The sequence below is a fragment of the Streptomyces boetiae genome (assembly GCF_031845405.1).
Classification (GTDB): domain Bacteria; phylum Actinomycetota; class Actinomycetes; order Streptomycetales; family Streptomycetaceae; genus Streptomyces; species Streptomyces boetiae.
Map to the genome: position 1 here is coordinate 41330 of NZ_JAVREN010000034.1, position 13684 is coordinate 55013.

The following is a 13684-nucleotide window of genomic DNA, read 5'->3' on the forward strand; positions in this document are numbered from 1 at the left end:
GGGGGCCGGAAAGGGGCAGGGCATGACGAGGACCCCGGGCTACCACACCCGGGGACCTTGTCTCGGCGCCGGACTAGGCAGGTCACGGCATGCCTGGGGGATCAGTGTTCCAGCCGTCCCTATACAAACGATGTACGCACCGGACGGCCGGTCCTGACAGGCCACTTAACGCGAACTGAACGCGGTGCTACGGTAACTCCCGTGCAGTTCCGCCTGCTTGGCCCGATCGAGGCCGTTGCCGGGGGCTTCCCCGTCTCGTTGCCGCCGCGCCCGCAGAGCCGCGCCGTGCTCGCGGTGCTGCTGCTCGCGGCCGGGGAGGCCGTGACCACGGCGGCGCTGCGCGACCGGCTGTGGGGCACCGGGGCGGCCCCCGCCTCCGCCGTCTCCGCGATCCAAGGGCACGTCCACCACCTGCGGAAATGCCTGGACTCCGCGGGCGGGCCGCGCATCCGCACCCACCGCGCGGAGGACACCGACCAGGTCAGCTACGCCCTGCCGGCCGGGCGGGACGCAGTGGACTCCGCCCGCTTCCGGCGGCTGGTCGCGGCCGGCGAGACCGCGCAGGCCCGCGGCGACACGACCTCCGCCGTCCGCTGCTTCGACGCCGCGCTCACCCTGTGGCGCGGCGAGCCCGTCCCCGAGCTCCGCACCTCGCCCTACGCCGTCGCCACCCGCCATGCCCTGGCCGGCCTGCGGCAGGACGCCGCCAAGCGCCGCGCCGGCGGCCTCCTCGAACTCGGCGCCGTCTCCCGCGCCACCGCCGAGCTGCTCGTCCTCAACGCCCAGCAGCCGGGCGACGAGGGCACGGTGCTCCTGCTCGCGGACGCCCTGTGCCGCTCGGGCGGCCGGGCGCGCGCGCTGCACCTGCTCACCGAGGAAGCCGGTCGCTGGGAGCGGGACTTCGGCCTCGTCCCCGCCGGGCTGCGGCGCGAGCGGGAGCGGATCGCCGGTCGGAGGGACGGGGTATGAGGGCGGACGGCAGGGTCCTGGGCCCCGTCCGGCTGATCCTGGACGGCACGGATGTCACGCCCACCGCGCCGCGCGAACGCGTGCTGCTGGCGGCCCTGCTGGTGGCGGGCGGCCGGGAGGTGCCCGCGGCGACGCTCGTCACCCGGGTCTGGCACGACACCCCGCCGGCCAAGGCCGTGCCCGCCCTGCAGGCCCGCGTCAGCCGGCTCCGCCGGTCCCTGGCCGCCGCCGGCCCGGCGGCCCCCGGGCTGCTCCGGCACGGGCGGGGCGGATACCGGCTGGACATCCCAGAAAGCGCCCTGGACAGCTACCGGTTCGCCGCGCTGCTCGAACTCGCCTGGGCCGCCTGGCACGACGGCGACCACCGGCGCACGCTCCGCGAGCTGGACGCCGCGCTGGCCCTCTGGCACGGCCCGGCGTTCGCGGGCCTCGCCGGTCCGGCCGGCGGGTCTCCGTACGAGGAGCTGCGCTCCCTCCTGGAGGAGGAGCGCCTGGAGGCCCACGCCCTGCGCGTGGACGCCGCCCTGGCCACCGGGTGCCACGCCTCGGCCGTCGCCGAGCTGCGGGAGCTGCTCCACCGGCACCCGTGCGACGAACGCTTCCGGTACCGGCTCGCCGAGGCCCTGCGCGGCGCGGACGGCCCGGCGCAGGCGGCGTGGAGGGTGCCATGACCGTCGGCGACGGGATCACGGGCGAGGGGAGCACCGGGCGCCATGCCGCGCTGCGTTTCGCGGTGCTGGGACCGGTCCACGCCTGGCAGGGAGACCGGCCGCTCCCGTCGGGTTCCCCTCAGCAGCGCGCGCTGCTGGCGGCGTTGCTGCTGCGGCGCGGCCGGACGGCGACCGTCGATGAGCTGATCTCCGCGCTGTGGGGCGAGGACCCGCCGCCGCAGGCGCTTCCCGTGCTGCGCACCTACGCCTCCCGCATGCGCCGCGCGCTGGCCCCGCGCAACGACGTGCTGGTCACCGAGCCGGGCGGCTACGCGCTGCGGCTTGGGCCGCCCGACGAGCTGGACCTGGACACGGTGACCGAGCTGGCCGCCCGGGCGGAGCGGGCCGCGGCGGCAGGGCGCCCGGCGGCGGCGCACGTGCTCTACGGCGAGGCGCTGGAGCTGTGGGAGGGCGAGGCGCTGGGCGGGGTGCCGGGTCCGGAGGCGCAGGTGCAGCGGACCCGGCTGGCCGAGCAGCGCCTGGCGTTGCGGGAGCAGCGGCTGGAGGCCGGGCTGGAGGCGGGCCTGCACGCCGAGTCCGTCTCCGAGCTGACCGCGCTGACCACGCGTTACCCGCTGCGGGAGCGGCTGTGGGAGCTGCTGATGCTGGCGCTGTACCGCAGCGGGCGGCAGGCCGAGGCGCTGGCGGTGTACGCGGATGCCCGGCGGCTGCTGATCGAGGAGCTGGGCGTGGAGCCGCGCGCGGAGCTGTCGGAGCTGCACCAGCGCATCCTCACCGCCGACGCCTCGCTGACGCCGGTGGCGTCCGCGGCACCCGTTTTCCACTTCGTGCGGCCCGCCCAGCTCCCGGCCGCGGCCCCGGACTTCACCGGCCGGGCGTCGTTCGTCGCGGAGCTGGCCCGCCAACTGCCCACCGCCGGCGGCCAGGTGGTGGCCGTCTCGGCGGTGGCCGGGATCGGCGGGGTGGGCAAGACCACCCTCGCCGTGCAGGTGGCGCACGCCGCGCGCGAGCACTTTCCCGACGGCCAGCTCTACGTCGACCTCCAGGGCGCCGGCCCCGCCCCCGCGGATCCCCGGGCCGTGCTCGGCTCGTTCGTCCGGGCGCTGGGCGCCCCCGATGCCGCGGTGCCCGAATCCCTCGCGGACCGCGCCGCGCTGTACCGGTCGTTGCTGGACGGGCGGCGGGTGCTGGCGTTGCTGGACAACGCCCGGGACGCCGCCCAGGTCCGCCACCTGCTGCCCGGGACGCCCGGCTGCGCCACGCTGATCACCAGCCGGGTGCGGATGGTGGACCTGGCCGGGGCCCATCTGGTCGACCTGGACGTGATGAGCCCGGAAGAGGCACTGACCCTCTTCACCCGCATCGTGGGCGCCGACCGGGTCGGCGCCGAGCGCCAGGCCGCCATGGACGTGGTCGCCGCCTGCGGATTCCTGCCCCTGGCCATCCGCATCGCCGCCTCCCGCCTGGCCGCCCGCCGCACCTGGACCGTGGCCGCCCTGGCCCGCAAGCTCTCCGACGAACGCCGCCGCCTGGACGAACTCCAGGCCGGCGACCAGGCCGTCAAGGCCACCTTCGAACTCGGCTACGGCCAGCTCGAACCCGAACAGGCCCGCGCCTTCCGCCTGCTGGGCCTCACCGAGGGCCCCGACATCTCCGTCGCCGCCGCCGCGGCCCTCCTGGACCGCGACCCCGAGGACACCGAAGACCTCCTCGAATCCCTCGTCGACACCTCCCTGCTGGAATCCGCCGCCCCCGGCCGCTACCGCCTCCACGACCTCGTCCGCCTCTTCGCCCGCGCCTGCGCCGAACGCGACGAACAGCCCCCCAGCGAACGCGAGTCGGCCCGCTCCCGGCTCCTCGACCACTACCTGGGGTCGGCAACGGCCGCCTACCGCATCCAGCGCCCCGGCGACCGGACCGCCGACCACCTGGAGCCCACCGGACGCTCAGGCCTGGCGTTCGCCAGTCGGCGGGCGGCGCTGGAGTGGCTGTTCACCGAGGCCGAATGCCTGCTCGCCTGTGCCCGCGCGGCCGGGGCAGGCGGCCGGGACACGCTGCGGAAAGGTGTGGACGCGCTGCTGGCCGCGAGCGATGTCTCCGAGTCGGGCGCGTACTCCGTGCAGTACGAGGAGGTGGTGAGGACGCTGCTCAAGGCGGCCCGGCAGACGGGGGACGAGCGGGCGCAGGCCCGCGCGCACCTCCTGCTCGCGGCCGGCGCGGTACTGACCGGCCACTTCGGGGAGGGCGACGCCGAGGCCCAGCGCGCCCTGCTGCTGGGCACCGCAGCGGACGATCTGCTGACCATCGGCTCGGCGCTGAACCACCGCGGCGTCATCGCCCTCTACCGCGACCGCCTTTCGGAGGCCGGGGCGTACCTCAACCACGCCATCGACGCCTACCGCGAGGACGGCAACCGGCCGGGCGAGGCTGACGCGCTGTGCAGCCTCGCCCGCGTCCACCTGGCCACGGGCCGGCTGGAGAGCGCCATCGGCCTCGCCCGCCAGGGCATCGACCTCTACACGCGGGACGGGCCGGCGATGCGGCTGGCCAACGCCCGCTACACGCTGGGGCTCTGCCTCGCCGGGAGGGGGCGGACCGCCGACGCGCTGAGCGAGTTCGCCGCTGCCATGGAAGACTTCCGGGACAACCGGCAGCGGCTCTGGGAGGGCGTCACCCACTTCAGGATCGCCGAGGTTCACCTCGCCGACGGACGCCCCGCCGAGGCCGCCGCCCACGCCGAACAGGCCCTGGCCCTCAAGGGCATCGGCGGCGAATGGCGCCGCGGCACCGTCCTGCTGATCCTCGGCCGCGCCCTGCGCGACCTGGGGCAGGACGACCGGGCTCGCACCTGCTGGCGCGAGGCGCTGGCCATCTTCGAGGAGCTGGACAGCCGGGAGGCCGACGAGGCGCGGGCGTTGCTCGCCGCGGACAGCCAGGTGCCGCGCGGGTGAGGGGCGGGCTCCCCCTTCAGGGCCAGTGTGCCGCCGCCTGGCCGCAGGCCGCGATGGCGAGGGTGGTGACGGGGTAGAGGCTGGCGCGGTTGAAGAGGGCCATGGCATTGCACGGGTCGGGGGCGCGGAGCAGGCGCAGGCCCGGGGCCAGGAGGGCGTGGAGGCCGGCCAGGAGGGCCGCGGCAGCGCCGAGGAGGGCACCGCCGGGGAAGGGCCAGGCGGCTGCGGCCAGGGCCGCCCCGGCCGCGGCCGTCACCAGCAGGCAGGCCAGGGTGAGCAGGCCGCTGACCCGGTACCCGTAGACGACGGGGACCGTGCGCACGCCCAGGTGCACGTCCTCCTCCACGTCCGCCCAGTCGTTGACGATGTTCCGGCCGCCGATCTCCCAGGCCGCCAGCCACAGGCACAGCAGCCACAGCAGCGGCCGGTCCGCCTCCGGCGTCATCGCGAACCAGCCCAGGCAGCCCCCCAGCGCCACCATCACGCCGCTGACCAGGAACTTGAACGGCGTCACCCGCGCCAGCGCGCAGTACACCGCCTCCAGCAGCGCCGCCGCGGCCAGCAGCGCCGCGCACATCCAGGACAGCAGCGCCGCCAGCGCCAGCGCCAGCGCGCCCAGGCCGGCGACCCAGGCGACCGCCGCCGCCATCGGCAGCCGCCCGCGGGCCAGCGGATGCCGCCCGCCCGCGCTGTCGATGTCGAAGCACTGGTACGCGCGGAGGTAGGCGAAACGTTCCCTGTCCAGGCGCGCGTCGATCAGGTCGTTGGCCGCGAAGACCGCGAAGTACCCCGCCAGGCAGCACGCCGCGCACAGCCCGAGCCGACCCGGGGGAGGCGTGCCGCCGGTGGCCAGCATGGCGCCGAGCAGCGGCTGGGCCACGCTGAGCGTGGCCTGCGTCCCCCGGGAGAAGCCGTACAGCGCCCGGACCCGCGCCCGCACCCCGCGCAGCGCCCGCCGGCGCGCGTCGAGCAGCGGGCGCCCCCGGACGCGGCGCAGCGCCCTGGCCCGCGCGCGGCGCGGCGCGCGGGGCCGCTCATCGCGGACGGTCGTCGGCATCGGGCCTCCCGGCGTATTCGTGGGCGAAGGCGGCGGCCTCGGGTCCGGGCCCGGCCAGGCGCTCGAACGCGTGCAGCCGGCCGCGCAGCGCGGCGGGCCCCGCCTCCCCCGGCGGCAGGTGGAGCAGCCCGAGCAGCCGCTCGGAGAAGGCCGCGGCCCGTCGGATCCGGGGCAGCCGGCGGGCGCCGTAGGCGCCGGGCCGGCCGGTGAGCAGCGCGTCGGCGAGCGCGAGGGCGTCCGCGATGGCGAGGTTGGCGCCCTTGGCGCCCGAGGGGGTCAGCAGGTGCGCGGCGTCGCCCGCCAGCATCAGCCGGCCGAGCCGCAGCGGCTCGATCCGGCTGCTGCGCATCCGCAGGACCCGCACCTCGGGGAAGTCCTTCAGCAGCGGCAGGTCGCCCAGCCTGGCGGTCAGTTGGCGCGCGATCCGCTCCGCGGGCCAGTGCGCCGCCGTCTCGCCCGGGGCGCACTGGAGGTAGAAGCGCACGAGCGAGGGCGTGCGCGGCATCATCCCCGCGAAGCCCTCGGGGTGGACGGCGTAGACCACGCCCTCGGCGGGGCGGTCGGTCTCGGCCAGCACGGTCAGCCAGTCGTAGGCGTGGCGGCGGCGGCGCTCCAGGTGGGCTCCGGCCGGCAGCGCGGCCAGGGCCGTGCGGGCGGCCCCCCGGTACCCGTCGCACCCGGCCACCCAGTCGCAGGCGATCTCCAGGCCGCTCTCGCACAGAAGCAGCGCGCCCCCCCGGCCCGCGCCCGGCCCCTTCCCGGAGCTCTCCCCGGCGCCCTGGCCGAAGCCCTCGATCGCGCGCACCGCCTCCCCGAACAGCGGCTCCGCGCCCGGCGGCAGGGCCGTCAGCAGGTCGCCCACCAGGCGCTGCTGCGGGTACACCCAGTGCGCGCGCCCCCCGGCGTGCGCCGCGTAGTCCACGCGGACCGCGCGCCCCAGGCAGCGGAATTCGCACCAGCCGTGGCGCACGCCCTCGGCCAGCACGCCGCCGGCCAGCCCGTGGCGGCGCAGCGCGCGCACGGTGCGGTCCTCCAGCAGCCCGGCGCGGGCGCGGGCCAGGACGTGCGCGCGGGAGGCGCGTTCCACCACCAGGCAGTCCACGCCGGCGCGCGTGAGGACGTTCGCCAGCACCAGTCCCGCCGGTCCCGCGCCGATGATGCCGACCCGGGTCCGCAGCCGCCGCGGGGCCGCGGCCAGGGGCCGGTGCTCCGCGCGGCTCATCCGGCGGGCACGGCTGCGGGGTTGAACAGCTCGTTGATCAACGCCAGGGGCTCCTCGCCGTGCCAGAGCAGGTAGGTCTTGTAGCAGGCGGGCCGGGCGTGGCCGCCGTCGCTCTGCCAGCTCCGGCGGCCGACGTCGAGCAGGGTCCTGCGGTGCCCGGTGCCCGCCGCGTGCAGGGCCGGGCCCAGCGGGATGGAGGTGCTGGTCAGGCACTCCTCCAGGCCCGGCGCGACGCCGAGCCTGGCCACCACGTGGTTGACCGACAGCGCCCGGCCGTCCGAGACGGTGGCCGCCGAGTACCGCAGCAGGACCGGTCCGCCCTCGCCGGTGCGCAGCAGCCCGGGAACGCCCGGCCCCGCGTCCCGGGCGGTGGCTCGTAACTGGGCCAGGCACTGGAGGTGCAACGGTTCTCCAGCCAGGGATTCGAGCAGCGTCGTGGTCAGGCCGTCGCTGGCGAGCAGCATCCGGGTGACGGGGGAGACGAAGCGGCGGATGCGGTGGCGCGGGTTGGCGGTGCCGGCGAGCGCGGCGCCGAGCACCGCGTCCAGGGGCACGTCGAGGGGTGCGTCCAGCGGAAAATCGAGGGGGAAGTCCGCCGAGAACGGGGCATACCGGGTCGGGACAGGCATCTGATACTCCTTTTCGCCAGGAATCCTCAATGGCCAACGCGCGGCCCGCCCTCAGGTCACGGCCCCGCTCCATGTGGCGTCGGCGACACGGGGGAGAATCCACTCCATGGCCGCCCCTCCCCCGCACCCCCCGCCGGACGGCTCGTCCGGAGCGCCGCGCGCCCCCCGGACGTTCGACGAGCTGCTCGCCCTGCTCCAGCGCCGCCGCTCCGAGCTGACCCGCTCGCAGCGGCTGCTGGCCGACCGCGTCCTGGCCGACCCGGAGGGCGTGGCCTTCATGACCGTCTCGGAGCTGGCCTCGGCCGTGGGCGTCAACGAGGCCACCGTCGTCCGCTTCGCCTCCGGGCTCGGCCTGGAGGGCTACCCGGGCCTGACCCGCCTGTGCCGGGAGCGCCTGCGCGAACAGGCCCAGTTGCTGCGCCGGTACAGCACCCTCGAACAGCTCGGCGACGAGGAGGGCGCGGGCGTGCTGGACCGCACCCTCGCGCTGGACCGCGCCAACCTCACCCGCACCTTCGCCCGGATCGACCCCGCCACCTGGGAGGAGGCGGTGCGCGCGCTGGCGGAGGCGCCCCGGGTGCACGTCCTGGGCCTGCGCAAGTGCCACGCGCCGGCCTACCTCCTGGGCTACCTGCTGGGCATGCTGCGCGAGGACGTGGCCACGCTGAACGCCGGGGCGGGCATGCTCACGGACGAGCTGCGGCGCGTGCGCCCCGGCGACTGCTTCGTCTCCTTCGCCATCCACCGGTACTCGGCGGACACCGTGCGGGCGGCGGCCTGGGCGCGGGAGCGCGGCGCGCGCTGCGTGGCGCTGACGGACAACCCGGCCTCGCCGCTCGCGGCCTCCGCCGGGCAGGTGTTCTACGTGGACGCCTCCGGGCCCTCGGTGCTGCGCTCGCTGACGGCGTTCACGGCGCTCGTGCAGGCGCTCGCGGCGGACGTCGCGCGGGCGCGCGGGCACCGGGCGCGCTCGGAGCTGCTGCGCGAGGAGGAGCTGCTGGGGACGTTCCGCGTGTACGACACGGACAACGGCCGCCCCGCGTAGGCGCGGCCGAGCGGGCGTCCGGGCGACAGGCGTTCGGCGGCGGGCGCTCAGGCCCGGCCGGTCACCTCCGCGAGGGCCGCGCGCAGGCGGGTCAGCGCGCCGGAGATCCACGGCAGGGCGAGGGGGTCCGCGCTGCCCAGCGCCAGCCGCCGCTCCGCCTCGGTCTCGCCGTAGAGCAGGCTGGTCGCCGCCCGGAACCGCAGCGCCGCCGGGTCGTCCCCGAACTCCGCGCCCGCCAGCACCCCCACCCCGTGCCGCTCCAGCAGCGCCGCCGCCAGCTCCGCGCCCGTGCTCACCCCGGTCCGCTCCGCCAGCTCCGCGCGCAGCGGCCCGAAGTCGGGATAGAGGTAGAACCCCGCCGCCGGCGGCCGGCACAGCGCCCCGGCGGCCGTGAACTCCGCGTGCACCGCCCGCGCCACGGCCGCGTGCAGCCGCCGGGAGGCCCCCACGTGGTCGCGCACCTCGGGCGGGTCGCCCAGCACCCAGGCCGCCGCGGCCTGCATCGGCGCGGCCAGGGCGGACCATATCTCGCTGGCCACGCCGGTCAGTTCTTCCAGCACCGCGTCGCCCCACGGCCCCTCGGGCACCCGCGCGAAGCCGACGCGCCAGCCGCCCAGGGCCGTCGCCTTGCTCAGCCCGGTGGTCACCACGGTCCGCTCGGGCAGCAGCGCCGCGGCGGAGGGCGTGCCCTCCGTGCCGCGCGCCCCCGGCGCCTCCCCGGCGCGCGAGGGCCCGTCGGGGTGCAGCAGGTCCGCGTAGATCTCGTCCGCGACGACGGCCAGCCCGTGGCGTTCCGCCAGCGCGCAGACCTCGGCCAGCACCTCGCGCCCGGCGACGGTGCCCGTGGGGTTGTCCGGGACGGTCAGCACGAGGACCCCGGGCCGCTCCCGGGCCAGCAGCGCCGCCAGGGCCTCCGGGTCGGGAATGCCCCCGGCCGCGTCCGGGACGGGCACCCGGTGCACGCGCTTCCCGGCCAGCGCGCTCTGCGCGGCATAGGAGACCCAGGAGGGGCGGGGCAGCACCACGTCCCCGGGCAGCGCGGCGATCAGCGCGTACAGCAGGGGCTTGCTCCCGGGCGCGAACACCACGCGCCCCGCGTCCGTGGGCAGCCCGCGCCGCCCGAACCAGCCGGCCGCCGCCTCCCGCGCCTCCGCGGAACCCGCCACCGGGCCGTAGCCGTTGAGCCGGGCGGCGGCGCGCAGCCGCTCCGCGACCGCCTCGGGCACCGGCAGCCCGGCCTCCCCGAACGCCAGGTGCAGCACGTCCTCCCCGGCCGCGCGCCGGGCGCGCAGCGCCGCGTCCACGGCCAGCGTCGCCGACTGGCGCGTCCGCACGGCCGGGACCGGCGGCGCCCCGGACGGCGCGGCCGTCGGCTCTCGCGTCGGCTCCCGCGTCGGCATGGTGACCCCCCTGTGAACGTGGTGCAATCCGTCTTGCAGCGTAACTCGCCGGTGCAAACACTCGCGCAAGGGGGCGCGAACCCGGGAGCGCGCCCGCCCCGCGCGCCGCCGTAGACCTCCGTGCTCACTTGGTGCGCATGCGGCGCCCGCGCCTTGAGAGGAAACGACGGTTCCCCGCATGCGGGTGTTGACCCGCCTCCGGCGGACGAGCAGTCTCCAGGCAGTTCCGACCGGGAGGATCCGCTCGTGTTTCACAGGATGCGGCGCAGTGCCGTGGCCGCCCTGACCTCCGTGGTGGTCGCCGCGGGCGCCGTGGTCGCGCTCGCGGCCGGCGGACCCGCCTCCGGGGCCGAGGGCTTCTACCAGCCGCCCGCGCCGCTGCCCGCGGGCCGCGACGGCGACGTGATCCGCTCCGAGCCGGTGGAGTACCTGGACGGCGGCGCCACGGCCACCCGGATCATGTATCTCTCCCGCAACATCCGGGGCGAGCAGATCCCCGTCACCGGCCTGCTGCTGGTCCCCGACCAGCCCTGGACCGGCCGGGGCCCGCGCCCGCTGGTCGCCTACGGCTCGGCCACGGTCGGCGCGGGCGACGAGTGCGCGCTCTCGCGCACGATGGCCGGCGAGGGCCGCCCCGACTCCCTCTCCGACCAGATCGGCATCTTCATCAACCCGCTGCTGGAGCGCGGGATGGCCGTGGTCGTCACCGACTACGAGGGCATGGGCACCCCGGGCGAGCACACGTTCATGATCCGCGAGCCGCAGGGGTACGCGGTCCTCGACGCCCTGCGCGCCGCCCAGCGGCTGCGCGGCACCGGCCTCGACCCGCGCGGCCCCGTGGCCATCACCGGCTACTCGCAGGGCGCCGCCGCCGCGGCCTCGGCGGCCGAACTCGCCGCCGACCACGCCCCCGACCTCAACCTCCTGGGCGTCTACGCGGGCGCCACGCCCACCGACATCGCCGCCGTCGCCCGCCAGGCGGACCGCGGCTACGCGGGCGGGGTCGTCGGCCTCGCGGTGCTGGCCGCGAACGCCGCCTACCCGGAGCTGGAGGTCACCCGGGCCCTCAACTCCCGCGGCCTGGAGATGCTGGAGACCATCCGCGACCTGTGCACGATGGAGATCGGCGGCGAGTACCTCTTCCTCGACTCCCGCACGGTCACCCGCGACGGCCGCTCCCTGGCCGACCACCTGGCACGCGCCCCCTACGACCGGATCGCCCGCGAGCAGGAGATCGGCCACACCGCCCCGGCCGTTCCCGTCCTGGTCGAGCACCCGCTCACCGACGACCTGGTGCCCTACCGGCTGGGCCGCGAGCTGGCCTCCGACTGGTGCGAGGGCGGCGCGACCGTGGAGTTCCGCACGATCCACAACCTGCTGCCGTTCCTCTTCTCCCACGTCGGGGCGACCGAGACGGCGGCCGGGCACTCCGCCGAGTGGCTGACGGGCCGCTTCAACGGCCGCCCGGCGCGCAGCACGTGCGGGAGCTGGTTCTAGGGCCCGGCGCCTCCGGGCGGCGACGCCGGCCGGGCTCCTGCCCGGCCGGCGCCGAAGTCCTCGCGGGGCGACCGGCGTTCAGTCCCCGCCGCCTCCGCCTCCGCCGCCGTCCCCGCCACCCCCGCCGCCGTCCCCGGAGCCGCCACCCCCGCCGCTGCCGCCGTCGCCCCCTCCGCCGTCCCCGCTGCCCCAGCCGTCCCCGCCGCCACCGGGCCCGGAGTCGGAGGAGTCCGAGCCCAGGCCGGTGAACCACGGCATCTCCCAGGTCACTTCCTCGTCCGGCTCGGGCAACGGCCGCACCACGCCGAAGCGCAGCGTGCCCGTCTCGTCCCCCAGCCCGCACACCGTGCCGAAGAAGTGGGCCATCACCGCGTCCAGCGCCTCGGGAGACTCGTGCCGCACCCCGGCCAGCGGCAGCAGCGTCGCGTTCCGCGGCGTCCGCGGGTCCGGGCGCGTGATCAGCGCCACCGGCCGCTCCTCCCGCAGGAGCCGCGAGGAACGCCCGTCCTGGCGCCGCAGCACCCACGTCCCGAGCAAGGACTCGACCACGACGGCCCGTTGGGAGCGGCGCCAGCCGCGCTGGACCACCAGCCGGGCCGGCCGCTCCCCGACGGTCACCGTCAGCGGCGGCTCGTTGGAGGCGCGCAGCGCGCGCACGGTCAGCCCGTAGGGCCCGCGCAGCCGCGCCGCCGTCACCCGGCCGTCCGGGCCCGTCGCCCACACGTCCGCCCGCACCAGCCGCCGGTCCACGGCCACCAGCACGGGCCCGGGCGCGGCCCGCCGCGCCATCCACAGGGGAACGCCCTCGGCCTCCGCCTGCCGCGCCGCCTCGGCCACCGCCTGCGGCCCGCCGGAGACGTGCACCGCCAAGTCGCCGTAGGCGCGGGCGAATTCGTCCGCGCGGCGAGTCTTCACCGGGCGCACCGAGCCGGATATCCGTATCACCGGCACCACGCCCCGGCCGTCCCGGCCACGCCCCAGGGCGGCCAGCGGCCGTTCCGCCCCGCCCCCGCCGAGCCACCGGCCGCGCAGGTAGGCCTCCGCGGTGGCCACGAGGTTCAGCTCCGCCAGCGGCATCGTCCGCCCGCCCGCCGTCAGCGCCCGGTCGGTCAGCCGCACGGCCGCCCGCCCGCTCCACGACCGGTCGGCGTACAACTCCCTCTCCGTCACCGGCTTTCCCCCTCGCCCGCCGATATGCCCATGAATTCGCCCGCTGAGATCGCCCGCGACGACGCGCACCACGCGACGGCGGTTCCGCGGCCCGCGCCTGCCGGCCCGCCGGGAACCGCCCTCGTCACGGGCAGGGGCCAGAGCCTAGCCGTGCCCCCCGAGCCCGTCGCGGGCAGGCGGCCCCAGGGCGGGGGTGAGGGGGCGCGAGCGCGGGCGCGAGGGGGCGCGCGGGGTCGGCGCCAGGTCAGCCGGACGCGGCGCCAAGCAGGGCGGCCAGGCGTCGGCCCGCCGGGGCGTCCAGCGGCGGGCGCCCCAGGAGCAGGCGGTGCCAGAGCAGGCCGTGCAGGAGCTCGGCCAGCAGGTCGCGGTCGGCCTCCCCGGCGATCTCGCCGCGCGCCGCCGCCCGCTCGAGGAGGCCGGCCAGCGCCGCCTGCCGGGGGAGGAGGAAGCGCTCGCGGAAGACGTCCGCGAACCCGGGGTCGAGCAGCGCCTGGGCCAGCAGCCCGGCCAGCCCCTCCCGTTGCCCCCGCCCCCGCACGGCGCCCCCCAGAAAGGCGGCGAGCCCGGCGGGAAACGCCTCCGGCTCGGCCGGCTCAGGAACGCCCGCGGCGGGCATGGGGCGAGCGTGCGCGCCGGCCCCGGCGGCAACGGCCTGCGCGGCCCCGGCGGGAACGCTCCCGCCTGGGCCCGGCGGCCCGAGCAGCGCGTCGAGGACCACCTCGGCCTTCGAGGGCCACCAGCGGTAGATCGTCTGCTTCCCGGCCCCGGCCGTGGCGGCGATGCCCTCCACGGTGAGCGCCGCGTAACCCTTCCGGTCCAGCTCGGCCAGGGCCGCCTCCAGGATGGCGCGCCGCACGGCCTCGCTGCGGGGCCGTCCGGGGCGGCCCGGCCCGGCGGGGGCGGGCCCCGGGGGCCCGGTGTGCGTCGCCCGCGCGGTCCTGGCCGGTCCGGAGGCGCGGGCCTCGGGTCTCTCCGTCATGGGCTCACCATACCCGCGTTCCAAGACGCGGAGTCTCGTTATCCGGAACGCCACCCGCTCGCCACCCGGTCCCCACCCCCCCCAAGCCCCCCCC

The 13684-nt window shown here is 77.4% G+C and carries 11 protein-coding genes; 5 read left to right on the plus strand and 6 right to left on the minus strand.

The window, feature by feature from the left end; translation table 11 throughout:
* Positions 1 to 201 precede the first annotated feature (201 nt).
* The 3 genes from RM780_RS20415 to RM780_RS20425 are packed head-to-tail and all read left to right on the plus strand — an operon-like array spanning position 202 to position 4591.
* Positions 202 to 969 (plus strand): AfsR/SARP family transcriptional regulator, encoded by a 768-nt coding sequence (locus tag RM780_RS20415; protein WP_311632262.1) that lies wholly within the window; start codon positions 202 to 204, stop codon positions 967 to 969.
* The gene (locus tag RM780_RS20420) at positions 966 to 1640 is read left to right on the plus strand and encodes an AfsR/SARP family transcriptional regulator (RefSeq protein WP_311632263.1); all 675 of its coding nucleotides are present in this window, start codon (positions 966 to 968) and stop codon (positions 1638 to 1640) included. Before RM780_RS20415 ends, RM780_RS20420 begins: the two co-directional genes overlap by 4 nt.
* Positions 1637 to 4591, plus strand: a complete 2955-nt coding sequence (locus RM780_RS20425; RefSeq protein ID WP_311632264.1) for an AfsR/SARP family transcriptional regulator — start codon at positions 1637 to 1639, stop codon at positions 4589 to 4591. Before RM780_RS20420 ends, RM780_RS20425 begins: the two co-directional genes overlap by 4 nt.
* 16 nt (positions 4592 to 4607) lie before the next feature.
* On the opposite strand, the gene RM780_RS20430 is transcribed toward RM780_RS20425, so the two are convergent.
* Genes RM780_RS20430 through RM780_RS20440 form a run of 3 tightly spaced genes read right to left on the minus strand, consistent with a single transcriptional unit; the run spans position 4608 to position 7499 of the window.
* Entirely contained in the window at positions 4608 to 5648 is a 1041-nt protein-coding gene (locus RM780_RS20430) for a UbiA family prenyltransferase (RefSeq protein ID WP_311632265.1), read from the minus strand.
* A complete protein-coding gene (locus RM780_RS20435; RefSeq protein ID WP_311632266.1) occupies positions 5626 to 6870 on the minus strand; it encodes an FAD-dependent monooxygenase in 1245 nt (414 codons plus the stop codon). The genes RM780_RS20430 and RM780_RS20435 overlap by 23 nt, the downstream gene beginning before the upstream one ends.
* Complete coding sequence (locus tag RM780_RS20440) at positions 6867 to 7499, minus strand: hypothetical protein (RefSeq protein ID WP_311632267.1); 633 nt, start codon at positions 7497 to 7499, stop codon at positions 6867 to 6869. The genes RM780_RS20435 and RM780_RS20440 overlap by 4 nt, the downstream gene beginning before the upstream one ends.
* 106 nt (positions 7500 to 7605) lie before the next feature.
* Between RM780_RS20440 and RM780_RS20445 the strand changes: the two genes are divergently transcribed.
* Positions 7606 to 8544: a MurR/RpiR family transcriptional regulator gene (locus tag RM780_RS20445; protein WP_311632268.1), complete on the plus strand. Its 939-nt coding sequence runs from the start codon at positions 7606 to 7608 to the stop codon at positions 8542 to 8544.
* A gap of 47 nt (positions 8545 to 8591) precedes the next feature.
* Here RM780_RS20445 and RM780_RS20450 read toward each other — a convergent pair whose 3' ends face one another.
* Positions 8592 to 9878, minus strand: coding sequence for a pyridoxal phosphate-dependent aminotransferase (locus RM780_RS20450; protein WP_311632269.1), 1287 nt, complete (start codon positions 9876 to 9878; stop codon positions 8592 to 8594).
* A gap of 312 nt (positions 9879 to 10190) precedes the next feature.
* Between RM780_RS20450 and RM780_RS20455 the strand changes: the two genes are divergently transcribed.
* The gene (locus RM780_RS20455; RefSeq protein WP_311632270.1) at positions 10191 to 11441 is read left to right on the plus strand and encodes a lipase family protein; all 1251 of its coding nucleotides are present in this window, start codon (positions 10191 to 10193) and stop codon (positions 11439 to 11441) included.
* 78 nt (positions 11442 to 11519) lie between these two features.
* Here the strand turns inward: RM780_RS20455 and RM780_RS20460 are convergent, their stop codons facing one another.
* Both RM780_RS20460 and RM780_RS20465 read right to left on the minus strand, forming a co-directional pair.
* On the minus strand, positions 11520 to 12611 hold the full coding sequence (locus RM780_RS20460) for a hypothetical protein (RefSeq protein WP_311632271.1): 1092 nt from the start codon (positions 12609 to 12611) through the stop codon (positions 11520 to 11522).
* Positions 12612 to 12855: 244 nt separating this feature from the next.
* Entirely contained in the window at positions 12856 to 13590 is a 735-nt protein-coding gene (locus RM780_RS20465; protein ID WP_311632272.1) for a TetR/AcrR family transcriptional regulator, read from the minus strand.
* Positions 13591 to 13684: the final 94 nt, after the last annotated feature.

What these genes read in the sequence shown, in the direction of transcription:
- RM780_RS20420 (WP_311632263.1), top strand. Translation starts at nt 966, where the DNA reads ATGAGGGCGGACGGCAGGGTCCTGGGCCCCGTCCGGCTGATCCTGGAC.
- RM780_RS20425 (WP_311632264.1), top strand. Translation starts at nt 1,637, where the DNA reads ATGACCGTCGGCGACGGGATCACGGGCGAGGGGAGCACCGGGCGCCAT.
- RM780_RS20430 (WP_311632265.1), bottom strand. Translation starts at nt 5,648, where the DNA reads ATGCCGACGACCGTCCGCGATGAGCGGCCCCGCGCGCCGCGCCGCGCG.
- RM780_RS20435 (WP_311632266.1), bottom strand. Translation starts at nt 6,870, where the DNA reads ATGAGCCGCGCGGAGCACCGGCCCCTGGCCGCGGCCCCGCGGCGGCTG.
- RM780_RS20440 (WP_311632267.1), bottom strand. Translation starts at nt 7,499, where the DNA reads ATGCCTGTCCCGACCCGGTATGCCCCGTTCTCGGCGGACTTCCCCCTC.
- RM780_RS20445 (WP_311632268.1), top strand. Translation starts at nt 7,606, where the DNA reads ATGGCCGCCCCTCCCCCGCACCCCCCGCCGGACGGCTCGTCCGGAGCG.
- RM780_RS20465 (WP_311632272.1), bottom strand. Translation starts at nt 13,590, where the DNA reads ATGACGGAGAGACCCGAGGCCCGCGCCTCCGGACCGGCCAGGACCGCG.